Below are 21,612 nucleotides of genomic sequence, written 5' to 3' on the forward strand. Positions count from 1 at the left end.
TCTCCCCGTGCAGGACTCATTCTGAAATGAGCCCTCGAACCCTCTGGGAGACAGTGAAAGTGGATCAAATCCTGTATTGGAACGCGGTGGCGCTGGAGTCGGATCGCATGGCGCACACCGAGATCAAACCCGTGGAACGCGGGTCCCGCGGTCCGGCCGGCAGTTCCCGCGCCCTGGCCATAGTGCACCTGGCCATGCACGATGCCATCTTCAGTATTTTCGGTGCACCGCACGGCACCTGGCTGACCACCCCACCGGTGGCCGCCAATGGCGCGGCACCCGATGCCGCCATCGCCGTGGCCGCGCACACCACCCTCTCGGCGCTCTACCCCGCCCAGACCGCCCGACTGGACAAGGCCCTGCGCGAGGCCGGTCTGCGTGGACCGGGCACCGGCCGCGGCAGCACGCACGGGCAAGCGGTCGCCCGCGCGGTCCTCAAGTCCCGCGCGGGCGATCCCACACTCGCCGACACCGACTATGTCCCCGATATCGCCCCACCCAATCACCGCCCCGACCCGGCCAACCCGAAACAGGGTTACTACGCACCGCATTACGGAGCCCGCTCGCGCTGCTTCGCGGTGACCAGCCGCTACACCCTCGATCCGCCGCCCAAGGGCAACGACCCCCGCTATCTGGCCGCCCTGCGTGAGGTCCGCGCCAAAGGCATTGCCGCCGAGGCGATCGCGGGACTCCCTGCCGGATTCCCCGCCCGCACCGCCGACGAGACCCTGCGCGGGGTGTTCTGGGCCTACGACGGTGCGAAGCAACTGGGCAGCCCACCGCGGCTCTACAACCGGCTGACCCGCGAGATCGCCACCGCCCGCGGCAATGACATCGAACAGAATGCCCGGCTGTTCGCGCTGGTCAATACGGCGCTCGCGGATGCGGCCATCCTCTGCTGGGACGACAAGTACCGGCACAACCTGTGGCGGCCGATCCTCGGCATCCGCGAATTCGATCCGACCCTGGGGCCGGAAGCCATGCCGGGCAACGGCCTCGACGGCGACTGCGATCCGGGCTGGTTGCCGCTGGGCGCACCCCGCAGCAATGAGCAGGCCGCTCCGGTGACCCCGGCGTACCCGGCCTACCCGTCCGCGCACGCCACCTTCGGCGGCGCGGTCTGCCAGACCATCCGCCGCTACTACGACGTGGCCGCCGACGGTCCCGACATCCTGGCCGACGGACTGGGTTTCGTCTCCGAGGAGTTCGACGGTGTCACCACCGACCCGCACGGGGTGGTGCGGCCGCGGCATGTCCGGCGCTTCACCGGCGGGCTGTGGCAGATGATGGAGGAGAATGCGCGCAGTCGCGTATTCCTCGGTGTGGCTTGGCCTTTCGATGCCTTCGGCGCCGATCTGGCCGGGCACATGGATCTGTCGCAGAACACCGGCGGCGTCCGCCTGGGCCGCGATATCGCCGACGACCTGTGGGCGAGCGGAGTGCGGCAGGATCAGGCGGCAGGACCGCGCCTACCCTGATCCCGTCGCGGCCCCGCGGTCAGTGGAACACGGCCGGCAGCACGGTGAGATCCACCGTCTCCGCCATGGCCCGGGCGCCCGCGTCATTGAGGTGCATGCCGTCGCCGCTGTCGAGGTCGGGCCGGATGAAGTCCCGATCCGCCGGGTTCTCCACCGCCGCGGCCACATCGAAGACGGCGTCGAACACGTCGGTGTCGCGCAGCCATTCGTTGACCGCTCGCCGCACCGGAATGCCCTCGGCGACAGCCAGACCCGGGTAGATCGCCCCGCCGAACGGGCCGATGGTGTTGGCATAGATCGGCAGACCCGCCGCGTGCGCCTTCGCCGCCAGCTCGGTGTAACCGGCGATCAGCGCCTCGGCGGTGGCGGTTCCGGCCAGGATCAGGTCGTTGATGCCGAAGTTGGCCCACACGGCCGTGACCCCCGGCACCGACAGCACGTCCCGCTCGAACCGGGCCAGGCCGTGCTCGCCGATCTCATCGGTCAGCAGTCGGTTGCCGCCGATGCCCTGGTTGACCGCCCACCCGGTGGCCAACCGCTCGTTCAGCACATCCACCGAACGCCGGTTCGCGCCGTGGGTGGAGCCGAAGCCCTCGAACCACGAGTCGCCGAAGGCCACCAGCACGGGAGCCGCCCGGTTCGCCGGGGAAGCTCCGGCATCGACAGCGACGTCGATCCCGGTGAGGAGGTAGCGCGCCGCGACCTCCTCGGCATCGGACGGTGCAGCGTCGCCCGTCCGATCGCCGGCGGTGATCCAGCTGGTCTCGACCGGGAACTGGGCGAAGGCGGGCAGCGCGGGTTCGGGCAGGTAGAGGCTGAGCGCCAGTTCGGCGCCCGCCGCGACCGCGAATTCGACCGGGTCGCTGACGATGTCGGCTCCGGCCGGAACGCGCACCGACGTCGCGCCGTCGAACCGCACGAGCTGTTCGGTCTCGGGCACGATCTCGCCGCCGGTCTTGCGGACCGCGATCCGGGCCGCGCCGATCGCCAGCTCGCCGCTGCCGTATCGATTGGTCAGCCGCACCCGCAGCCGGGACCCGCCTCCAGCCACCCGCACCACCTGCCGGACCGTCTCGTCGTCGAAGGCGCGCGGCTCGGCCAGCTTGATCACTTCTGCCGGATTCACCAGCGGTGCACGGTAACCCGCGATCCAGTGCGATGTCGTCATCGGAACCTCCATTTAGTTGCACTGCGGAATATTGCGCTGACAACAAGATATCCCAAATGTTCCGCGTGTCAACTATCCGCACTGAAAACTTCTGGTCTAGGCTGGTCGGCGTGGATCCCAAGCATCTGTTCGACGACCCCCGGCTGACCGCGATGGGGCTGTTCTACGAGGCACACGAGGGGGTGGTGGCCCGGCTCGAACCGGTCTGGAAGGACAACGGGCTCTCCGGCCTCGACATGAATGCCCTGCTGCGCCTGAGCCGTTCACCCGGTCGCAAGCTCCGCATGACCGACCTGGCCACCCAGACCGGCCTGTCCACCAGCGGCGTCACCCGGCTGGTGGATCGCCTGGAGCGCAATGGATTCGTGCGTCGCGAGGCCGATCCGGGCGACCGCCGCAGCTTCTACGCCGTGCTCTCCGCCGCCGGGGCGACCCGGGTCGCCCGGGTGCTGCCGGTCTACCTCGACGGCATCGAACGCTGGTTCACCAGCCTGCTCGGCCCCGAACAACTCGACGCGTTCACCGCGAGCCTGCGCGTCATCCGCGACGCCACCAATCCCGACGCCACCCACCTCTCGGAATGATCGGGACCGACCCGGGTTGTCACCGGCGTCTGCGGCAGGACGGCCGCAGGTCCAGGCGGTAGTTTCAAACCGCAGGGTGTTCTTTGGCGGCAGGAAGTGGGAACGGGTATGACGACCGAACGCGCGTTGGTCATCGGCGGCGGTGGGGTGGCCGGAATCGCCTGGGCCACCGGAATAGTCGCCGGACTGGCGGATGCGGGCGTGGATCTGACGGAGGCCGACCTGCTGCAGGGCACCTCCGCCGGATCCAATGTGACCGCTCAGCTGGGCAGCGGCCTCGAGATCGCGGAACTGGTACGGCGGCAGGTGGATCCGGCGGTGGCGAGCCGCGAGATCGTGCCGTCCATGGAGAAGTTCGCGGGACTGTGGGAGACGCTCTCGGCGACCATCGAAGCGATGCCGACCGACTCGGTCGAACGTCGGCAGAAGATCGGCGCGCTGGCGCTGACCGCCGACTCGGTGCCCGAGCCGGAGCGGCGGGCCGTCATCGAAAGCCGCCTGCCCGTGCACGAATGGCCCGAGCGGGCGCTGCGCATCGTGGCGGTCGACGCCGCGACCGGTGAACTGCGCATCTTCGACAAGGACTCCGGTGTCGCACTCGTCGACGCCGTGACGGCCAGCTCGGCGGTGCCCATGGTGTGGCCGTGTGCCACCGTCGACGGCGCCCGCTACACCGACGGCGGCGTGCGGACCTCGGTGAACGCCGACCTCGCCACCGGCTACCCGCGGGTGGTGGTGATCGCGCCCATGCCGGACGCGGAACTCGAGGCCCAGGTGGCGAGCCTGGTCGAGGCCGGCGCCCGGGTCGAGGTGATCGCGCCCGACGAGGCGGCCATCGCCGCCTTCGGACTCAACCCCCTCGACTCCGCCACCCGCGTCCCGTCGCTGGAAGCCGGTCGCGCGCAAGGCAAGGCAGACGCGGACCGCATCGCGGCGCTCTGGCAGAACTGACCGCGTCGAAGGGCTCGGGCTAGCCGACGGCCCCGGCCGCGAGTGCCGCGGGCCAGCTGCCGTATTCGCTGATGTCCTTGGCGGATTCGGCGGCGGCCCCGCTACAGCCGAAACCGGTGCGCAAGCTCCCGTCGGCGAGTTCGACCGCGCCCAGCTGCATCGGGGCGGGCAGGTTCGCCAGGAAGCGGCCGAGCGCGGCGGGGGAGAGCAGCCAGCGCTCGCCGGCGACGGCGACACCGGATTCGGTTGCGGGGACCCGGGTTACGGCCGGCTTGGGCGGCACCGTGTCCAGCGCCGCCAGCCGGTACCGCGGGGCGGTCTCGACGACGCCACCCCAGCGCGCGCCGAGCTCGGTCAACTGATGTTCGAGCGGCTGCCCGCGCAGGTGCGCACCGAACACGATCAACTCCTGGACCGGCGCGGCAGCCATCGGCCACACCGACTCCCCGAGTTCGGTTCCGGTGATCAGCGCGGCAACATCCAGCGCGACCGCGTCCTCGAAAGCGCGGGCCAGCACGGTAACCCCGAAGAAAGGTTCGTCCGTCGGCACCGCGACCGCACAGAGGTCGAAGAGGTTGCAGAAGTTCGTGTAGGTGCCCAGCCGGGAGTTGACCCCGATGGGATCGGCGGCCACCTCCGCGATCGTCGGATGCATCGGCGCGGTGGGGACCAGCAGCGCATCCGCCCCCGCCAGGCTCGCCATGGCGTCGGCGCGCAGGCGTTCCAACTCCGCCAGATCGGTGACCAGCTGGTGAGCGGGCATGTCGCGGGCCGCCCGGATGATGGAACCGACTGTGGGATCTACAGATTCAGGGTGCGCATCGACGAACTCGCCCACGGCCGCATAGCGTTCAGCGACCAGGGCGCCGTCATAGAGGAGCCTGGCGGCCGCCAGGAACGGGGCCGGGTCGACCTCGACAATGGTCGCGCCCTGGTCGCGCAGCGCCGCCACGGCTCGCTCGAAGGCCTTGCGCCACTTCGGATCCAGGTCGGCCAGCGCAGCGAACACCGCGACCACCGGCTGTGGCGGGGCGGCCAGCCGCACATCCGAGGGCCACGCGCGGGTCTCCGGAGCGGCCATTACTCCCATCGCGCGGTTGGCCGTGGCCAGATCCTTGGCGAGGATGGTCACGCAGTCGTAGGAGCGGCAGGCGGGAACCACGCCCGCGGTCGAGATCGCGCCGACCGTCGGCTTGATGCCGACCAAGCCGTGAAACGCCGCGGGAATGCGCCCGGACCCGGCGGTATCGGTGCCGATCGCGATATCCGCCTCGCCCACCGCCACCGCCGCAGCCGACCCGGAACTCGAACCGCCGCTGACATATCCGGGCCGCAGCGCGTTCTCGACCACGCCGAAGGGCGAACGAGTCCCGACCAGCCCGGTCGCGAACTGATCGAGATTGGTCTTGCCGACCACCACGGCCCCCGCCGCACGCAGGGCGGCGACAGCGGGCGCGTCCTGTTCGGGGAGATAGCTGTAGCCGGGGCAAGCTGCTGTGGTTGGCAGCCCCGCGACATCCACGTTGTCCTTGACGGCCAACCGCCATCCGGCCAAAGGTCCAGCGGCGGTTGCGATGTCGTCGTCCACCTCGAACGCGGGGCGGCGATGGATCCACACGGTCATGTGACAACTCCTCGTCGAGAAAGTCTGGGCGCAAGCGGATAGGGGGAAGAGCGGCAAGGAAGCACCCTCACGGGTTGGCGGTTTCGGCGAGTTCGCCTGCGGCGCGCCAGGAATGGCGTTCGGCGGTGAAGGCGGCGGATTGGCGGGTGCGGAAGTCGGTGATGGAGGTGGCGTTGTCGGAGAGGAACTTTCGGTAGTCGAGGAGGCGGAATTCGCCGTCTTCGGCGTCGAGGGTGCCGCGTCCGGCGGCGGTGTCGGCGCGGAGGTCGAGGAGTTCCTCGGCGCTCACGGGGTACCAGCTGATGCGGTCGAAATAGCGCAGCAGCCAAGGGTCTTCGCCGAGGCCGGTGGAGCGGTGGTTCCAGACCTGGGTGGTGCGGCCGACGAACTGGTAGCCGCCGGGACCTTCCATGCCGTAGATGCACAGGTAGGCGCCGCCGATGCCGACGGCGTTCTCCGGGGTCCAGGTACGGGCCGGGTTGTACTTGGTGGTGACCAGGCGGTGGCGGGGGTCGGTGGGGGTGGCGACGGGTGCGCCGAGGTAAACGTCGCCGAGTCCGAGGACCAGGTATTCGGCGGCGAAGACGGTGTCGAAAACCTCGTCCACGGACGACAATCCGTTCATCCGGCGGATGAACTCGATATTCCACGGACACCATGGGGCGTCGGCGCGGACGCCGTGCATATAGCGAGTGATGGCCTCCCGGGTGGACGGGTCGTCCCAGGACAGCGGCAGCCGGACCGTGCGGCTGGGCACCACCAGTTCGTCGGCGGACGGCAGCTCGGCCTCCACCTCGCCGAGCAGGTCCAGCAGCTTGCGGGTGGGGAGGCGGTCGGGATCATTGCGCACCTGCAGCGACCGTACCCCCGGCGTCAGCTCGGTGATGCCGGGCTCTCGACGCTCCAACAGCGCCTGGTGCAGCGCGTGCACGCGGGCGCGCAACTCCAGATCCAGTGTCATATCGCCGTATTCGACGAGCAGCCCGTCATTGCCCGCACGCCGATAGGTGACGGTCGAGTCCGCGCCGTCGCGGCGGGCCAGCACCCCGTCGTCCCCGTCGCCGCCGGTGGACAGCACCACCGGCCAGGCGGCGCGACGCTCGGCGCCCAGCTCGCGCAGCGACGCCGCGTGATCCGCGCGCACTGGGACGAAGCGGACGCGATCGCCGGGGGTGAGCTGGCCCAGCTTCCAGCGGTCGGCCGCCACCACCGTGACCGGGCAGACGAATCCGCCCAGGCTGGGGCCGTCGGGGCCGAGCAAGATCGGGGTGTCACCCGTGAAGTCCAGCGCGCCAACGGAATATGCGGTGTCGTGGATGTTCGATGGATGCAGGCCCGCTTCGCCACCGTCCTCCCGCGCCCACTGCGGCTTCGGGCCGATCAGCCGCACCCCGGTGCGGTCGGAGTTGAAATGCACCTCGTAATCGGTGCCGAGGATGGTGTCGAAGTCATTGCGGGTGAAGAACTCCGGCGCACCGTGCGGTCCCTCGGTGACCGCAAGCTCCCACCGGCGGGTCAGCACCGGCTGGTCGTCGCCGGTGACTCCGGCGCTCACGTGCCCGGGTGTCCCGAGTGTGAAGACGTCGTCGGCCGCCAGCGCCCGGCCGGTGCCGCCGCCGAACTTACCCAGGGTGAAAGTCGAACGGCTGCCGAGGTATTCGGGCACCTCGAGACCGCCCGCGACGAGGATGTAGCAGCGCATCCCCGGTCCGCGCACCATGCCGACATCGAGCAAGCCGCCCGCGGGCACCAGCACACTGGCCCACTGCCCGACGGCCTTACCGTTGACCGTGACGGGTGTGGGCGCGCCCGTGACACACACCCAGGTGTCGGCGTCGAACCGCAGGGCCGGGCCGCCGAGCGTGCACTCCAGTCCCGCCGCGCCCTCCGGATTCCCGAGCGCCCGATTGCCCAGCCGGAACGACAGATCGTCCATCGGCCCGGACGGCGGCACGCCCACATGCCAATAGCCGATCCGGCCCGGCCAATCCTGCACGGTGGTCTGCATTCCCGGTCGGATCACCCGGAAAGACGGTGTGGAACGTGCCTTCTCGGTCACGGCGAGCTCCGGCAAGACGGCCGTCATCGGGTCACCACCATGCGCACCGGGGTCGGGTCGAAGCCATTGCAGGGGTTGTTGATCTGCGGGCAGTTCGACACCAGCACCAGGGTGTCGGTCTCGGCGCGCAGGGTGATCTTCTTGCCCGGCGCGGACAGCCCGTCCACGATGCCGAGCGTCCCGTCGGCCTCGACCGGAACGTTCATGAACCAGTTGATGTTCGACACCAGATCCCGCTTGCCCAGCCCCCACTTCAGCCCCTCGGCCAGGAAGTTCTCCACGCAGGCGTGCTGGTGGCGGGTGTGATGGCCGTAGCGGAGGGTATTGGATTCCTGCGAGCAGGCACCGGCCACCGTGTCGTGATTGCCGACCTCGTCGGCGGCCACCGTCATGAGCTGGGTGCCGTTCTCGGTCAGCAGCACGCTGCCCGTGGTCAGGAAGATATTGCGCTGGGCGACGATGGTGGCCTGTGCGCTGTAGCGATCAGCGTGGTCGGCGGCGTTGTAGAGCAGGCAGTCCACCGCTTGATTGCCGTGCAGGTCGATGATCTCCAGCTGCTCCCCGGCCCGCACCAGCGCCGACCACGGGGCGCGGGCGGGGACGGTCTCGTCCAGCACGACGGTACGGGTGTCGATCATGCCTGAACCTCCAGAGTGCGTGCGTGCCAGTCGCGTTCGGTGTTCTCCACCGCGCGCAGGTATTCCGGATCGGAGCCGTGCGCGACTGCCAGCTCCTCGGGCGCGGCCCACGCCACGACGTCGAGCTCGGTCGGGGGAGTGGGATCCAGCGGGTGCTCGGCATTGGCCAGCAGCAGTGTCACCGGCAGGTGCACCAGCAGCTCGACCGCAGCGCCCGCGCCCGTCCCGCCGGTAACCCGCAGCGCGCCATCGGATTCCACGCGCACACCCCGGAAGAACGACACCGTCGGCCCTATATCCCGCGGTTGCAGCCCCTGCTTGACCCCCGCCAGCCGCAACCCATGCCGCGCGGCCGGTGAAGGCCCGCACAGGGTGTCGTGGTGCCCGGACGAGTCACTGACGATCGTGGCCAGCACCCGCCCCTGATCCGAGAGCAGCGGATGTCCAGTACCCAGATACGCCTGCCACGGCACCTTCACCGTGTCCGCGACATTCAGCCGCTCCCACGGTGATTCGGCCCGCACCAGCAGCACGTGCGCGCACGCCGCGCCGAACGGATCCGACAGCCGCAATCGGGTACCGCGCCCGAGCACCACATTCGCGTACCCGCCCGCCGGAATGCGTTGGGCGAAGGTGATCGCGGCCGGGTCGACCGCCGTGGGCATTTCGGGTCCGGCTACGGCGGCGGCCGCCGCTTGTGCGCGGGCGTGTGCCCGTGCCCCCGTGGTATCCGCTGTGGTCATGGCTACTCCGTTCCTGAGATGCCGCCGGAATTACGGACGGCGGGCGGGGTGTCGGTGGCTCGGGCCCGCCACCGCCGGTAGGCGCGACGCACCAGGTCGTCGAGCAGCAGGGCCAGTTCGGGCCGACCGTGCAGGCGGGGGTCGGGGGCGGGCTCGAGCATCGGATTCTCCTGTGGGTCAGGCGATCTGGGGTGTGGCTTCCGTGGCCACCGTGGCCCGGGGCGGGGTGACGATGCGGTGCACCACCGCGCCGACCGCCACCGTGAGCAGCACGAAAAGCGGTGCGGCCCAGAGCATCCACCAGCCGCCGCCGGTCGGGGTGTAGACGGCGCTGCGCGGCCAGGCCAGGTTCACCGCCATGGCGATGCCCCACACCACGGCCAGCGCATTGATGGCGATGCCGTAGCGGCCGAGGGCGAACAGCTTGGTTCCGGCGGCGTCACCGGCCACGTCGGCGGGCCAGCCCTTGATCCGGCGCACCAGCAGCGGCACCGTGACCAGCAGGTAGGCGAGGTAGAGCATGACGATGCAGACGCTGGCCAGGGTCGCGAAGACCGCGGCATTGCCCAGATTCAGCAGCAGCAGACCGATACCAGCCACCCCGATCACCACGGCAGGCCACACCGGCGTTCCGAAGCGCGGGTGCACCGACGCGAGCGGCTTGGCGAAGGGCAGCCGCCCGTCGCGGGCCATCGAGAACAGCAGGCGCGAACCCGCCGTCTGGATCGCCAACGTGCACACCGTGATCGCGCAGGCGACGCAGGCCAGGATGATTTTGCCGGGCACGGTACTGAGCTTGGCCTCGATCACGTACGCCAGTCCGCCGCTGGCCAGCGAGCCGTCGGTGAGGCTCGGCGCGGCCATCAGGGCGCCCAGCAGGATCAGCCCGCCGCCCAGCGCGGAGACCGCGAGCGCGGACAGGATGGTGCGCGGTGCGACGTGCCGCGGATTCTTGGTCTCCTCGGAAAGCTCACCGGCGGAATCGAATCCGACCATGACGTAGGCGGCCATCAGTCCCGAGGCCAGGAACGCGGCCCAGTAGGCGCCGGGCGCGGCCTGATCGGTGTGGGTGACCACCCCGGGCCCGCGATCGGTGTGGGTGAAGAAGACCGCGATCACCGCGCACACGCCGATGATCTCGATGGTGACGCCGAGCGAGTTGATGCGCGCCATCCAGTCGATGCCGACCACATTGATGATCGTGGTCACGATCAGCAGGATGCTGCCCAGCAGCACGGCATTCGAGGCCCCGTCGTGTGAGGTGAGATCGCTGTCGGTGCCGATGAGCTGGAAGCCGGTCCAGATGCTCGGCAGCACCACCTGCAGCGCGATGGCGGCCGCGGCGGCGGTGACGATCTGCGCGATGATCATCATCCAGCCCGCGAACCAGCCCACCACCTCCCCGGCCAGGCGCCGCGACCACTGGTAGATGCAGCCCGAGATCGGGTAGCGCGCGGCCAGTTCCGCGAAGTTCAGCGCCACCAGGAACTGACCGGCGAACACGATCGGCCAGGTCCAGAAGAAGGCCGCGCCGCCGAAGGCGTAACCGAAGCCGAAGAACTGGAAGATCGTGGTCAGGATGGAGACGAAGGAGAACCCGGCCGCGAACGAGGCGTAGCGGCCGAGCTTGCGGTGCAGGACGGGCTGATAGCCGAAGCGGGCCAGATCGGCGCTGTCGGCGCTGGTAGCGCTGTCGGGGAGGCTCGGCGGGTGGTCGGGGACGATGGCGTCGGCGGGGGCAACCATGGCGGCGATCTTTCGCGGAGGGGAATATCTATCGATTGAAAGTTTTATGGAATCGATCGCGTGGCCGGTGACGCCGATGTATCGGTCGGATGGCCCGCCGTAAACCCTGGATTGCGGGTATTTCTGTCAAATGACAGGAAACTCACCTCGCAGGTCGCCACCCCGGGTAGGACAGAATGAAGACCGTGACCCAACTCGGACCCGGCCGTCCCCGACTCGAACCCCGCCGCCGCGCAGGCCAGACCCCGCGCGCGGAGATCCTCGACGCCGCCGCCGAGCTGTTCACCAATCATGGTTACGGCACCACCTCGACCCGCGCGGTCGCCGACGCCGTCGGCATCCGGCAGGCCTCGCTCTACCACCACTTCGCCAGCAAGGACGACATCCTCGACGCGCTGCTCGGCGAAACCGTCAGCACGCCACTGGAACTCGCGGGCAAGCTGGCCGACCGGCCCGAACCCGCCGCGGTCCGGCTCTACGCGTTGGCCTGGTTCGACGTCAGCCAGCTGTGCGCCAGCCGCTGGAACCTCGGCGCGCTGTATCTCCTACCCGAGCTGCGCAGCGACCGCTTCGCCAGATTCCGGGAGCGCCGCGACGAACTGCGCGGGCATTACGAGACCCTGGCGGCGGCCGTCATCGCGGAGGCGGGTGCCGCCGCGGTGGCCGGGGCCGAACTGCTGCCGTTCCGGCTCGTCGAATCCGTCATCGATATGCGCTCCGACGAGGGCGCGGCGCCTGAATATGCCGAGCAGCTGATCCCCGACGCCATCCTGCGGCTGCTGTGCTGGTCCGGGTCGCTGTCGGAAACCCGCACGGCCGCACTGGAACTGGCCGAGCAGTTCCCGCCCGACGAGGTCTGAGGCAGTTCCGGAGCAGGTCAGGACTTGCCCTTCGAGGTGCCCCACTTCAGGCCCCACTCGTAGGTCTGATCCACCGCCAGCTTCCCCCAGAACCGGCGGCCCTCCGGCGGCCGGATGAACCGCCCCTCGCGGCGGACCACCAGCTCACCCCCGACGTTCTCGATCAGCGCCAGCACCATCTCGCGCGAATCATCCTGGCAGCCGGAGACTTCCATCTCGATCGGCGGCGAATTGCGCGGGTACAGGGTCGCGGTGGCATGCACGCCCCGGAAATCCTGCGCACCCTCGTAGAGCGACGCGAACACCAGGATGCGGCGGAAATCCGCGGTGTGATCGAGATTGATCGACAGGTTCTCACCGGCCGCGCTGCCACCGGTCCGATCGTCCTGGTCCAGGGCGATGAACGGCGGCTTGTGCAGGTTGCCCATGGTGTCCAGGGCGCTCACGCAGCCCTTCGTCCCGTCGGCCAGCTCCCAGAACGCGCACAGATCCAGGTCCAGCCCGCCGCTCCCGGCGCGCTTGCGGCTGAACAGGCCACCCGAACTCGGCACTGACCAGTTCAGGTTCACCCGCATGATGCCGCCGGTCGCGCCCTGCTTGGTCAGCGAGACAGCAGGAGCGTCCTTGGTCAAAGAGATCTTGCCCAGATTGACTCGCGGGTCGGATGGGGGCGGCGCGATCGTCGGCTGCGGTGCAGTGAGCGGCTGGGGCTGGGGCGGTGCGGCGAATGGCTGGGGTGCGGGGGGTGCGGGATCAGGCTGGGGTGCAGGCGCTTCGTTGACCGAGATGCCGAAATCTGTTGCCAACCCCGCCAATCCGGATTCGTAGCCCTGGCCGACCGCGCGGAACTTCCACGTCCCGTCGCGCCGATACAGCTCGCCGAGCACGAACGCGGTCTCCGACGTGGCGTCCGAGCTGTCGAACCGGGCCAGTTCACCGCCCTGCGCATCCACCAAACGCACATGCAGCCCGTGGAATTGGGCGAAGGTGCCGCCGTCCGCCGAGGCCGCCAGCACGATGGCGTCGATCTGCGGCTCGACCCGGGTCAACTCCACCGAGAGCACATCGACGACCTGCGCGCCCGGCTGCTTGCCGTGGTGACGGACCGCGCCGGAGGCGTGCAGCGGCTGGTTGTAGAAGACGAAATCGGCATCCGAACGGACCCGGCCATTCGAGAGCAGCAGTGCCGAGGCATCGGCGTCGGGTACCCCGGGTCCCGACTGCCACCCCAGCTCGATCCGCACCTCGGAGACCGGCACCGCAACGTTGGAACCCTTCACCATCGACACTCATCCAACGTATCCGATTCGGACATTCGCCGTTCCGGGGTAACCGGTCTGCAAATGTTCAGCTGTCCAGGCACCTCGACTTACACTGTTCAACGGCCATACCGCACATTGCTGGCCAACGCGACATTCCGATCTTCGAACAGCTGTACGGCGGCGGGAGCGATGGATGACGGAAACGCAGCTCGACCTGGGTCGTAAGAAATGGGTCACGCTCGGGGTACTGGCGTTGGGGCTGTCCATGGTGGTGCTCGACGGCACCATCGTCTCGGTCTCGCTGCCCGTCATCATCGACGACCTGCAGCTGAATTTCACTCAGGCGCAATGGATCAACAGCATCTACGCGGTGGTGCTGGCCGCGCTGCTGATCACCAGCGGCCGCCTCGGCGACCGGCTCGGGCGACGGTGGATGTTCGCCGTCGGCGTGGTGATCTTCCTGGTCGGCAGCGTGCTGGCCGCCCGCGCGCACAGTGCCTGGCCGTTGATCCTCGGGCGCATCGTGCAGGGCGTCGGTGCCGCCGGGGTCATGCCGGGCACGCTGGCCACCGTGAACGCCCTGTTCCGCGGGCGGGACCGCGCCATCGCCTTCGCGGTGTGGGGTTCGGTGATCTCCGGCGTCGCCGCCATCGGGCCGCTGCTGGGCGGCTGGCTCACCACCTACTACACCTGGCCGTGGATCTTCCTGGTGAACCTGCCGCTGGGTGCGCTGGTGCTGATCGGGCTGGTGCTGTTCGTGCCGGAGACCCGGATGGGCAAGACCGCGCCCGGCCTGGATGTTGACGGATTCCTGCTCAGCGCAGCGGGTTTCGCGCTGCTGGTGTTCGGGCTCATCGAGGGCCAGACCTACGGCTGGTGGAAGCCGCTGCGGGAATTCCCGCTCGCGGGCTGGAACTGGCCCGCCTCCGCGCCCATCTCACCCATCCCGGTACTGCTCGCGCTCGGCGCGCTGGCACTGGTGCTGTTCCTGCGCTGGGAACGCCACCGCGTGCTGATCGGGCGCTCGGCGCTGCTGAATCCGGCGCTGTTCTCCATCCCGAGCTTCCGGTGGGGCAATATCACCGCCTTCATGGTGGCGCTGGGTGAGTTCGGGCTGCTGTTCGTGCTGCCGCTGTTCATGGTCAATGTGCTCGGGTTCTCCACGCTGGGCGCGGGTTACGTGTTGGCCGCCATGGCCGTGGGCGCGTTCCTGGCGGCCGGTGTCGCGGAGGGACTGGTCCGCAAGTACGGACCGGTGCGGGTGGTGCAGCTCGGACTCGGCTTCGAGGCCGTGGCGGTGGCGCTGACCGCGCTGTTCGTCACCCCGCACATTTCGGGTTGGTGGCTGGCGGTGCTGCTGATCGGCTACGGCATCGGCCTGGGGATGGCGTCGGCACAGCTGACCGGGACGGTGCTGGCCGATGTGCCGCCGGAGAACTCCGGCCAGGGCTCGGCCACGCAATCGACTGTGCGCCAGGTCGGTTCGGCCTTCGGCACCGCCGTCGTCGGTGCGCTGCTGTCCGCGGCGCTGGCGCACGATCTGCCCCGGCGGCTCGGACAGGTGCCGGGGCTGAAATCCTCGGACGCCGACACCTTGGCCACCGCGACCCGGGAATCGGCGGGTGGCGCGATCACCGGGGTGCGCGAACACCACGGTGCCGCAGTCATTCTGGACGCGCTGACCCGCGCGTTCACCGACGCCACCCGCACCACGCTGCTGGCCGGGGCCCTGTTCCTGTTCATCGGACTGGCCGCCGCGACCCGCATCCCGAACCGGCCGTATACCGGGACGTCCGAGGACGAGGATCTCTCTCAGAGCAGCTGACCGTCGTGGCACAGCCCGACCGAGCGGGTCGACGACTTCGGTTGCACCACACCGGGATCGAAGGTCCATTGGTTGACCGATCCCGCCGACTTCCACAGCAGCCCGCCACTGGTCGGCACCGCCTCGAACACGTCCCCGACGCCCGGGATCAGCTGATCGCCCACGCAGTAGTCGTCGAAGTCGGTGCCCGGCTGCCGCGCGCCCGCGCTGAAGCCGCCCACATTCCGATCCGCGCCCGGGTTCGGCACCGTGCTCGCGCCTGCCGCGCCACCGCGGAACCAGTGCGGCCCCGCCCCATCCATGCCGCAGGTGTAGGCCGATCCGCCCGCGGCCACCTGGGAACCCTGCGGGTGCCCCTCACCGGCCCAGAGGCAGGCGGCGTCGAGACGGGTTTCGGAGACCCGGGTGTCGGACGCCGTGGAGAAGCCCAGTCCACCCGTGGCCAGGACGGCCGCGGCGAGCAGAGTAAGCGGTTTGATCACTGCAATCACCTTTGATTCGGTGCGATCCGGAATCCGGACCGATGCGCCCGCAGGCGTGGATCCGGTTGGCATTGATGCCATTCAGGGATAGCCGAGGTGGTTACAGGAGCAGGGCTCAGTCGATCAGGCCAAGTTTGTGTAAACGCTGGAAGACCAGCAGGGAACCGGGGGCGACCTCGGCCATGGTCGCGTACTCGTCGAGGGTGAACCAGCGCAGTTCGGCGATCTCGCCGGAGGGTCGGGGCTCGGCGGTCAGCTCGCCCAGGAAGCAGGTCATGTGCAACGGGGTGCCGGGCGCGTGGCCGTACGCCTCCGCCTCGAAGACGCCCAGCTCGCTGACGGCCGTGGTGCCCACGCCGAGCTCCTCGCGAATCTCGCGGTGCAGGGCCATCTCCGGGGTCTCACCCGGATCGATCTTGCCGCCCGCCATGTAGAAGACGGTCTTGTCGGTGGACCGGGTCTGCAACATGCGCCGATCCCGGATGTGTGCCAGCGCCGCGGTGCGAATCACCGCACCACCCTAGCCAGCCGGGGCGGCGCCGTTGCCCGGCGGTGTCAGCAGGCGACGGTGCGCAGCTGCGCCCGATCGCGGGCGGCGACCGCACGCACGGCCGCGCCGACGGCCACCACCGGCGGCAGCCAGCGCGCCTCGTTCGGCGCGATGCTCCAGGCGATCTGGTTGCTGGTGTGCGGCAGCGCGACCCGGGCGCCGTCGGTATGGACGATCGCGCCCGCGGCCCGCAGCGCCTCGATGGCCCGCGCGGCCTTGGCCGCGCCGGTGACCAGGTGGATTTCCCGGCGGTTGGCGCCCATGGTCTCGATGACCGGGCCGGACAGATTGTTGGCTCGGAGGTATCGGCGTACCCCGGCTGCGACGGACCCGGTGAGTTCGATGGCCGCGATCTGCTCGTCGGTGATCAATTCGACGCCGTCGCTCGTCGACTCGATCGTCCATCCGTACCGGCGGTAGTCCTCCGCCACAACGCTCAACGCCACGATCATCACCCTCACACCTGCTGCTGTGCGTCCCATCCGTCGTGGCTGTGAGGTTCCCGAGAGGACGCTGCGATCTCCAGCCACTCCAAGGATTTTGGAGGGTCGCGGCGGCGGGCGCATCGTCCTGTGGTCGTCGCCGTCTCGGGGTGATCCCCTAGGTGCCGCGGCTCAGCGGGACGGGGGAGCGATCTTCCAGTGCGACTGCAGCGCCTGCGCGATACCCGGCAGGATGGTCACCGGAATCCGCTTGTGCCGCAACATGGTTCGAATCTCGTTGACCTGTTCGCGCTTACGCATATCGTAGGCGTTGGAGACCGTCCTGGTGACCGGCGGAATCGACAGCAACACCAACTCCTGATGCGTCTCCGCGCCGCCGTTGAGATCCAGCGCCAAGGTCCATCGGCCGTTCTCGCCGAGCGCGAACCGGCCCGCCACCACCCGACCCCAGTCGACCGTCGAGGACCCCCACGGCGTCCGGCGCACGATCATGTCGTCGGTGAGCACCACGCCGTCGCGCCCGAACAGCACGAACAGCAATGCGATCGCCCCGGCCGCCCCGAAGAACAGCCCGGTGAAAATCCGATTCACCCCGAACGCCGCGACCGTCGCCGCACAGACGATGCCCACCACGAGCAACCCTGCGACCGCGTACACGGCTACTCGCCGCCCCGGCACCACGCCCGCCCGCACCATGTCCTTCGCCTCCCGCAACCGACTGCGGCACACCGTACCCGGCGGTGTGCCCGGCGTCAGCGCTCGGCGGTGGTGAGTGTGTCCCAGGCGGCCATCGCGCCGGTGACGACGGTTTCGAGATCGTCGCGGGTGGCGCCGTCGCGGGCTTGGATCGAGAGGCCCTGGACCACGGTCGTGTAGAAGCGGGCGATCGACTCGACCTGTTCGGGTGTGACGGTGAGATCGCCGTCGGCGCGGCCACGGCGCAACCGGTCGGCGATGGTGAGCTGCATGTCGCGGCGACGGTCGGCCAGAAACTCGCGCACGGAATGGTTTTCGATCGCGCCCGTCGGTGCGGCGATGATGAGCATGCAGCCGTGCGGGGCGTCCGGGCGGGTGATCTCGTCGGCGGTCGCGCGCAGCATGGCGTGGATCGCGGCGCGGGCGGTCGGCTGCTCGTGCAGGGCGCGGCGGGGTGGGGCGCCGGAGGTGGCGCCGTAGAGCGCCATGGTTTCTCGGAAGAGGGCTTCCTTGCTGGTGAAGGTGCCGTACAGGCTGGCCGAGGCGATGCCCATGGCCGCGGCCAGATCGCTGATCGAGGTGCCCTCGTAACCGTGCTCCCAGAACAGATCCAGCGCGGCACGCAACGCCGCGTCCCGATCGAACGAGCGTGGTCTGCCCCGAGCAGCCACCGGTACACCTCCGGAGAATTTTTTAGCGTTCGATCGACTATACCTTGACGCCGTTCGAACAGCGGTGACACTATTTTCTTGTCGTTCGATCAAAAAATAGGTGAGGTACCCGTGAACCCTTCCGCCACCATGCATGCGCTGATCCGGACATCCCTCGACGATTCCGGTGAACTACGGCCGATCACCGACGCGCCGGTCCCGGTCCCCGGGCCCGGGGAGATCCTGATCAGGGTCACCGCGGCGGGCGTCAACTACGCCGATGTCATGCAGGCGCGCGGCACCTATCCCGACGGTCCGCAGCCGCCCTACGTGGCGGGCATCGAGGCCGCCGGGGAGGTGGTGGCCGCGGGTGAGGGTGTCGAATTCCCTTCGGTCGGAATGCATGTCGCGGGCATCGACATGATGGGCGGCGCCTTCGCCGAGTACGCGACCCTGCCCGCCGCCGCGGTCATGCCGGTTCCGCCGGACTGGACCGACGAGCAGGTGCTGGGGTTGGGCATCAACTGGCCGACCGCGCTGGCCGCCTTGAAACCGCTGGGACGCATCACCTCCGGGGACACGGTGCTCATCCACGCGGCAGCCGGGGCGACCGGTCAGGCTGCGGTGCTGCTGGCCCGGCATTACGGCGCGACCGTGCTCGCCGCCGCATCGCCCGGCAAGCACGACGTGGTTCGTGCGCTGGGAGCAGACCACGTACTCGACTCGCGCAGCACTGATCTGACCGCCGAGGTCATGTGGCTGACCGATGGCGCGGGCGTGGATCTGGTGCTGGAATCGGTCGGCGGCACCACCTTCGAAACCAGCCTGGCCGTCGCCAAGCGAGTGACAGGCCGCGTCGTGGTCTACGGCACCTCGGCCGGCGATGCCTCGATCACCAACTGGGACTTGGTATTCAAGCATCAGGTGCAGTTGATCGGACTCAATATCGGTGTCCTCATCCGCTCCGCGCCCGGTGTCTTCGGCGAGCTCATGGGAGAGCTGTCCGGCCTGCTCGCCGCCGGCGTGATCCCGCCGGGCCGCCCGGCCGTCCATCCCCTGATGGACGGCCCGAAGGTCCTCGTCGAACTCGAGAACCGCTCCACCGTAGGCAAACTCGCCCTGATCCCCTGAAGGGTCAGCCGGGCATCGGCATGATGCCGCGCGGCACCACTCGGACGAACGCGGTGTGATCGCCGATCTTGCCGTCCACATCGGTGCAGCCGACGGTGAGCTTGTCGCCCGCCGGCGCGCCGATCGTGGAGAACGGCACCCAGGTGCCGCCGTGCGCGGCCTGCTCGGGCTGCGCGTCCGCTGGCGGCGGCAGCAATTCGAGTTGTTTGCCCGAAGCGTCGGTCACCGTGCACTTCAGCGCGCTGCGGTCCCACTCCGGGTTGCCCTTGATGTCGAGGACGGCATCGGCCGGGACATTGATCTCCCGGGTTTCGCCCAGCGGGATCCGCACGCCGCCGGTCTGCTCGCCCGGATCGTCGCTGCCGTCGACCTCCGCGCTGGCCGTGGTGGTCGTCGGGGCGGCATCGGACTTGGAATCGTTCTTGGAGCAGCCTGTCATCAGCACCACGACGGGCAACAATGAAGCAATCGCCCAGATCTTCTTGTTCTTCAGCATGGGAACCTCCGGATCGACGGGTTCGTGCAGGTGTGACTAGTAAACCGTTGGTAAAGCAATTGCTGTTACCCTTGGTGACGTTCACCTCTGAATTTGCTGAAATGCTGCCGAAATCACAGCCTGTTCCTCGCCACACTCCGGACCTAGGGTGCATCCATGAAGTGGGACGAGCGAACCATGCCGGACAGCGAACTTGCCCGGCGACTCGCCGAATTGATCGACAAGCACGAGGTGCCCGGGGCGCAGGTGGCGGTGCTGGCGGACGGTGAGATCACCGATGCGGCCGCCGGGTTGCTCAACACCGCGACCGGCGTTGCGGCAACCACGGATTCGGTGTTCCAGATCGGGTCGGTCACCAAGACGTGGACGTCGACGCTGGTCATGCAGCTCGTCGACGAGGGGCTGGTCGAGCTGGATGCGCCGTTGCGGCAGTACCTTCCGGATTTCCGGGTGCGGGATGAACAGGCTGCGGCGACCATCACCATTCGGCAATTGCTCGGCCACACCTCGGGGATCGAGGGAGATCTGTTTCTCGATACCGGGCGCGGCGACGACGCGGTGGAGAGGTTCGTGGCCGCCATCGCCGACGCCGAGCAGGTGCATCGGCCGGGAGAGCTGTTCTCCTACTGCAACAGTGGCTATGTCCTGCTCGGGCGGGTACTGGAAGTGTTGCGCGGCAAGCCCTTCGACGCCGTGCTGCGGGAACGGCTGGTGAGCCCGCTCGGCCTGACTCGGGTCGCCACCGACGCCGACGAGGCGATCCTGTTCCGCGCCGCGGTAGGGCATCTCGATGCCGGACCCGGCGGGGTCGCCCGGCCCACGCCTATCTGGGCGCTCGCGGCTTCCAACAGTCCCGCCGGGGCGCGGCTGGCCATGTCGGCGGCGGACCTGGCGCGATATGCCCGCATGCAATTGGCCGGAGGGGTCACGCCGGACGGGACCCGGCTGCTGCCCGAGGCGGCGATCACGATCATGACCACGCCGCACGTCGAGTTGCCGGACATCGGCTACGGCAGCCATTGGGGTTTGGGCTGGCAGCTTTTCGACACGGCGGGCAGCGGATTGTTCGGCCACGACGGCAGCACCTTCGGCCAGAGCGCGTACCTGCGGATCGCGCCGAGCGCCGGTGTCGCGATCGCCCTGTTGGTCAACGGCGGCAACGCGACCGCGCTGTTCCGGGACCTGGTGGGCGAACTGCTCGACGAACACGCGGGCATCAGCCTGCCCGCGCCTTTCGTACCGCCCGCCCGTCTCGAACCCGTGAATGCCGCGCGGGTCAGCGGCACCTACCGATCGGCGCTGGTCGAGCAGGTCATCGAGGTGGACGCCGACGGCCGTACGTGGCTGAACACGAGCCCGCGCACCGCCGATGCCGCCCTGGTCACACCCCCAACCCGAGTGGAACTGGTCCAGCTGCGCCCCGACCTCCTGATCACCGCCGCACCCGCGCGGGGCCGCCACGCTGTCTACGCCCTGCTCGGCGGCGACGGCGAGGCCGCCCGCTTCCTACACGCCAGCCGCGCTATGCCCCGATTGCCCTGATACTCGGACCTTTTCGGCCTTACGCCAGTTCGGCCGCCGAGCCGACGACGACTCCGTAGAGATCCGCGATGGTGGCGAGGGCGCTGTCGTGCAGTTGTGCGGCGGTGACCTCGCCGGCCGCGGACTTCAGGGGGCGGGTGGCGGAGGCGTCGGCGACGACGGTGGCGTGGTTGCCGCGCAGGAAGGCGCCCTCGGTGGTGAAGGTGACGCACATGTGGGTCATGAAACCGGCGATGACGAGGTTGGTGTTGCCCGCTGCGTCGACGTGGTCGGCGAGGTCGGTGTTCACGAATGCGTTCGGAACCGACTTGACCACAACGGGTTCGCCGTCGAGGGGAGCGACGCTCGGGTGGATCTGGCCGATCTCGGCGGTGATGTCGTAGGGGGTGCCGACACCGCCGTCGTTGACGATGTGGATGATCTTCGCGCCCGCTCGGCGGGCACGGGCGAGTAGGTCGGCGGCGGCGTCGAGGGCGGGCTGCCAGCCGGTCAGTTCCATGACGCCGCGGGTGTAGGTGTTCTGGTAGTCGACCAGGATCAGGGTGGACTCGGCCAGGGTGGCGGGGGTCTGGTCGAGGCCGCTGAGTTCCCGCAGGGTCTGGGATGACATGGGTTTTCCTCCGGAGTGCAGGCGTCCGAACCGCCCTGTGCGGTGGACGTTCTCCACGCTATGGGTCGGCGGGC

At 69.1% G+C, this 21,612-nt stretch carries 22 protein-coding genes; 7 read left to right on the forward strand and 15 right to left on the reverse strand.

Annotated elements, in window-relative coordinates:
* The first annotated feature begins 59 nt into the window (after window positions 1-59).
* A complete protein-coding gene (locus tag ACYVN4_RS39510) occupies window positions 60-1,478 on the forward strand; it encodes a vanadium-dependent haloperoxidase (RefSeq protein ID WP_460728421.1) in 1,419 nt (472 codons plus the stop codon).
* Window positions 1,479-1,497: 19 nt separating this feature from the next.
* On the opposite strand, the gene ACYVN4_RS39515 is transcribed toward ACYVN4_RS39510, so the two are convergent.
* Window positions 1,498-2,646, reverse strand: a complete 1,149-nt coding sequence (locus tag ACYVN4_RS39515; RefSeq protein WP_460728423.1) for a GDSL-type esterase/lipase family protein — start codon at window positions 2,644-2,646, stop codon at window positions 1,498-1,500.
* Between the two features lie 110 nt (window positions 2,647-2,756).
* Between ACYVN4_RS39515 and ACYVN4_RS39520 the strand changes: the two genes are divergently transcribed.
* Complete coding sequence (locus ACYVN4_RS39520; RefSeq protein WP_460728425.1) at window positions 2,757-3,230, forward strand: MarR family winged helix-turn-helix transcriptional regulator; 474 nt, start codon at window positions 2,757-2,759, stop codon at window positions 3,228-3,230.
* Window positions 3,231-3,338: 108 nt separating this feature from the next.
* Window positions 3,339-4,181: a patatin-like phospholipase family protein gene (locus ACYVN4_RS39525; protein WP_460728427.1), complete on the forward strand. Its 843-nt coding sequence runs from the start codon at window positions 3,339-3,341 to the stop codon at window positions 4,179-4,181.
* A 19-nt stretch (window positions 4,182-4,200) separates the two neighbouring features.
* Here the strand turns inward: ACYVN4_RS39525 and atzF are convergent, their stop codons facing one another.
* From atzF to ACYVN4_RS39555, 6 genes are all read right to left on the reverse strand, one after another.
* Window positions 4,201-5,862, reverse strand: coding sequence for an allophanate hydrolase (gene atzF / locus ACYVN4_RS39530; protein ID WP_460728429.1), 1,662 nt, complete (start codon window positions 5,860-5,862; stop codon window positions 4,201-4,203).
* A gap of 10 nt (window positions 5,863-5,872) precedes the next feature.
* Window positions 5,873-7,813 carry a 5-oxoprolinase/urea amidolyase family protein gene (locus ACYVN4_RS39535; protein ID WP_460728678.1) on the reverse strand — a complete coding sequence of 647 codons (1,941 nt, stop codon included), beginning with the start codon at window positions 7,811-7,813 and terminating at the stop codon, window positions 5,873-5,875.
* Window positions 7,814-7,887: 74 nt separating this feature from the next.
* Window positions 7,888-8,502, reverse strand: a complete 615-nt coding sequence (locus ACYVN4_RS39540) for an urea amidolyase associated protein UAAP2 (RefSeq protein WP_460728431.1) — start codon at window positions 8,500-8,502, stop codon at window positions 7,888-7,890.
* Window positions 8,499-9,245, reverse strand: a complete 747-nt coding sequence (locus tag ACYVN4_RS39545; RefSeq protein WP_460728433.1) for a DUF1989 domain-containing protein — start codon at window positions 9,243-9,245, stop codon at window positions 8,499-8,501. The genes ACYVN4_RS39540 and ACYVN4_RS39545 overlap by 4 nt, the downstream gene beginning before the upstream one ends.
* Window positions 9,246-9,247: 2 nt before the next feature.
* A complete protein-coding gene (locus ACYVN4_RS39550) occupies window positions 9,248-9,406 on the reverse strand; it encodes a hypothetical protein (protein WP_460728435.1) in 159 nt (52 codons plus the stop codon).
* A 16-nt stretch (window positions 9,407-9,422) separates the two neighbouring features.
* Window positions 9,423-10,991 carry an amino acid permease gene (locus ACYVN4_RS39555; protein ID WP_460728437.1) on the reverse strand — a complete coding sequence of 523 codons (1,569 nt, stop codon included), beginning with the start codon at window positions 10,989-10,991 and terminating at the stop codon, window positions 9,423-9,425.
* A 185-nt stretch (window positions 10,992-11,176) separates the two neighbouring features.
* Between ACYVN4_RS39555 and ACYVN4_RS39560 the strand changes: the two genes are divergently transcribed.
* Window positions 11,177-11,851, forward strand: a complete 675-nt coding sequence (locus ACYVN4_RS39560) for a TetR/AcrR family transcriptional regulator (protein WP_460728439.1) — start codon at window positions 11,177-11,179, stop codon at window positions 11,849-11,851.
* Window positions 11,852-11,868: 17 nt separating this feature from the next.
* On the opposite strand, the gene ACYVN4_RS39565 is transcribed toward ACYVN4_RS39560, so the two are convergent.
* Window positions 11,869-13,134 carry a TerD family protein gene (locus ACYVN4_RS39565; protein ID WP_460728441.1) on the reverse strand — a complete coding sequence of 422 codons (1,266 nt, stop codon included), beginning with the start codon at window positions 13,132-13,134 and terminating at the stop codon, window positions 11,869-11,871.
* 172 nt (window positions 13,135-13,306) lie between these two features.
* Between ACYVN4_RS39565 and ACYVN4_RS39570 the strand changes: the two genes are divergently transcribed.
* Complete coding sequence (locus ACYVN4_RS39570) at window positions 13,307-14,938, forward strand: MFS transporter (RefSeq protein ID WP_460728443.1); 1,632 nt, start codon at window positions 13,307-13,309, stop codon at window positions 14,936-14,938.
* Here ACYVN4_RS39570 and ACYVN4_RS39575 read toward each other — a convergent pair.
* The 5 genes from ACYVN4_RS39575 to ACYVN4_RS39595 all read right to left on the reverse strand — a co-directional run bounded on the left by ACYVN4_RS39575 (window position 14,926) and on the right by ACYVN4_RS39595 (window position 17,780).
* Window positions 14,926-15,420 (reverse strand): hypothetical protein, encoded by a 495-nt coding sequence (locus ACYVN4_RS39575; RefSeq protein ID WP_460728444.1) that lies wholly within the window; start codon window positions 15,418-15,420, stop codon window positions 14,926-14,928. The genes ACYVN4_RS39570 and ACYVN4_RS39575 overlap by 13 nt on opposite strands.
* A gap of 115 nt (window positions 15,421-15,535) precedes the next feature.
* Entirely contained in the window at window positions 15,536-15,931 is a 396-nt protein-coding gene (locus tag ACYVN4_RS39580; protein ID WP_460728445.1) for an NUDIX hydrolase, read from the reverse strand.
* 44 nt (window positions 15,932-15,975) lie between these two features.
* Window positions 15,976-16,422 carry a hypothetical protein gene (locus ACYVN4_RS39585; protein ID WP_460728447.1) on the reverse strand — a complete coding sequence of 149 codons (447 nt, stop codon included), beginning with the start codon at window positions 16,420-16,422 and terminating at the stop codon, window positions 15,976-15,978.
* 162 nt (window positions 16,423-16,584) lie between these two features.
* Window positions 16,585-17,109 carry a hypothetical protein gene (locus ACYVN4_RS39590; protein WP_460728449.1) on the reverse strand — a complete coding sequence of 175 codons (525 nt, stop codon included), beginning with the start codon at window positions 17,107-17,109 and terminating at the stop codon, window positions 16,585-16,587.
* A gap of 56 nt (window positions 17,110-17,165) precedes the next feature.
* A complete protein-coding gene (locus tag ACYVN4_RS39595; protein WP_460728451.1) occupies window positions 17,166-17,780 on the reverse strand; it encodes a TetR/AcrR family transcriptional regulator in 615 nt (204 codons plus the stop codon).
* Window positions 17,781-17,891: 111 nt separating this feature from the next.
* Between ACYVN4_RS39595 and ACYVN4_RS39600 the strand changes: the two genes are divergently transcribed.
* A complete protein-coding gene (locus ACYVN4_RS39600; RefSeq protein ID WP_460728453.1) occupies window positions 17,892-18,890 on the forward strand; it encodes an NADPH:quinone oxidoreductase family protein in 999 nt (332 codons plus the stop codon).
* Window positions 18,891-18,894: 4 nt separating this feature from the next.
* Here ACYVN4_RS39600 and ACYVN4_RS39605 read toward each other — a convergent pair whose 3' ends face one another.
* Window positions 18,895-19,386 carry a hypothetical protein gene (locus ACYVN4_RS39605; RefSeq protein ID WP_460728455.1) on the reverse strand — a complete coding sequence of 164 codons (492 nt, stop codon included), beginning with the start codon at window positions 19,384-19,386 and terminating at the stop codon, window positions 18,895-18,897.
* 156 nt (window positions 19,387-19,542) lie between these two features.
* Between ACYVN4_RS39605 and ACYVN4_RS39610 the strand changes: the two genes are divergently transcribed.
* Window positions 19,543-20,928 carry a serine hydrolase domain-containing protein gene (locus ACYVN4_RS39610; RefSeq protein WP_460728457.1) on the forward strand — a complete coding sequence of 462 codons (1,386 nt, stop codon included), beginning with the start codon at window positions 19,543-19,545 and terminating at the stop codon, window positions 20,926-20,928.
* A gap of 19 nt (window positions 20,929-20,947) precedes the next feature.
* Here ACYVN4_RS39610 and ACYVN4_RS39615 read toward each other — a convergent pair whose 3' ends face one another.
* Window positions 20,948-21,538, reverse strand: coding sequence for an isochorismatase family protein (locus ACYVN4_RS39615; RefSeq protein WP_460728459.1), 591 nt, complete (start codon window positions 21,536-21,538; stop codon window positions 20,948-20,950).
* Window positions 21,539-21,612 lie beyond the last annotated feature (74 nt).

This window comes from Nocardia heshunensis, assembly GCF_054782115.1.

Bases quoted from the DNA above. Each gene is read 5' to 3' on its own strand.
- ACYVN4_RS39515 (WP_460728423.1), bottom strand. From the start codon at position 2,646: ATGACGACATCGCACTGGATCGCGGGTTACCGTGCACCGCTGGTGAAT.
- ACYVN4_RS39525 (WP_460728427.1), top strand. From the start codon at position 3,339: ATGACGACCGAACGCGCGTTGGTCATCGGCGGCGGTGGGGTGGCCGGA.
- ACYVN4_RS39535 (WP_460728678.1), bottom strand. From the start codon at position 7,813: ATGCAGACCACCGTGCAGGATTGGCCGGGCCGGATCGGCTATTGGCAT.
- ACYVN4_RS39540 (WP_460728431.1), bottom strand. From the start codon at position 8,502: ATGATCGACACCCGTACCGTCGTGCTGGACGAGACCGTCCCCGCCCGC.
- ACYVN4_RS39545 (WP_460728433.1), bottom strand. From the start codon at position 9,245: ATGACCACAGCGGATACCACGGGGGCACGGGCACACGCCCGCGCACAA.
- ACYVN4_RS39550 (WP_460728435.1), bottom strand. From the start codon at position 9,406: ATGCTCGAGCCCGCCCCCGACCCCCGCCTGCACGGTCGGCCCGAACTG.
- ACYVN4_RS39555 (WP_460728437.1), bottom strand. From the start codon at position 10,991: ATGGTTGCCCCCGCCGACGCCATCGTCCCCGACCACCCGCCGAGCCTC.
- ACYVN4_RS39565 (WP_460728441.1), bottom strand. From the start codon at position 13,134: ATGGTGAAGGGTTCCAACGTTGCGGTGCCGGTCTCCGAGGTGCGGATC.
- ACYVN4_RS39570 (WP_460728443.1), top strand. From the start codon at position 13,307: ATGACGGAAACGCAGCTCGACCTGGGTCGTAAGAAATGGGTCACGCTC.
- ACYVN4_RS39585 (WP_460728447.1), bottom strand. From the start codon at position 16,422: ATGATCGTGGCGTTGAGCGTTGTGGCGGAGGACTACCGCCGGTACGGA.
- ACYVN4_RS39590 (WP_460728449.1), bottom strand. From the start codon at position 17,109: ATGGTGCGGGCGGGCGTGGTGCCGGGGCGGCGAGTAGCCGTGTACGCG.
- ACYVN4_RS39605 (WP_460728455.1), bottom strand. From the start codon at position 19,386: ATGCTGAAGAACAAGAAGATCTGGGCGATTGCTTCATTGTTGCCCGTC.
- ACYVN4_RS39610 (WP_460728457.1), top strand. From the start codon at position 19,543: ATGAAGTGGGACGAGCGAACCATGCCGGACAGCGAACTTGCCCGGCGA.
- ACYVN4_RS39615 (WP_460728459.1), bottom strand. From the start codon at position 21,538: ATGTCATCCCAGACCCTGCGGGAACTCAGCGGCCTCGACCAGACCCCC.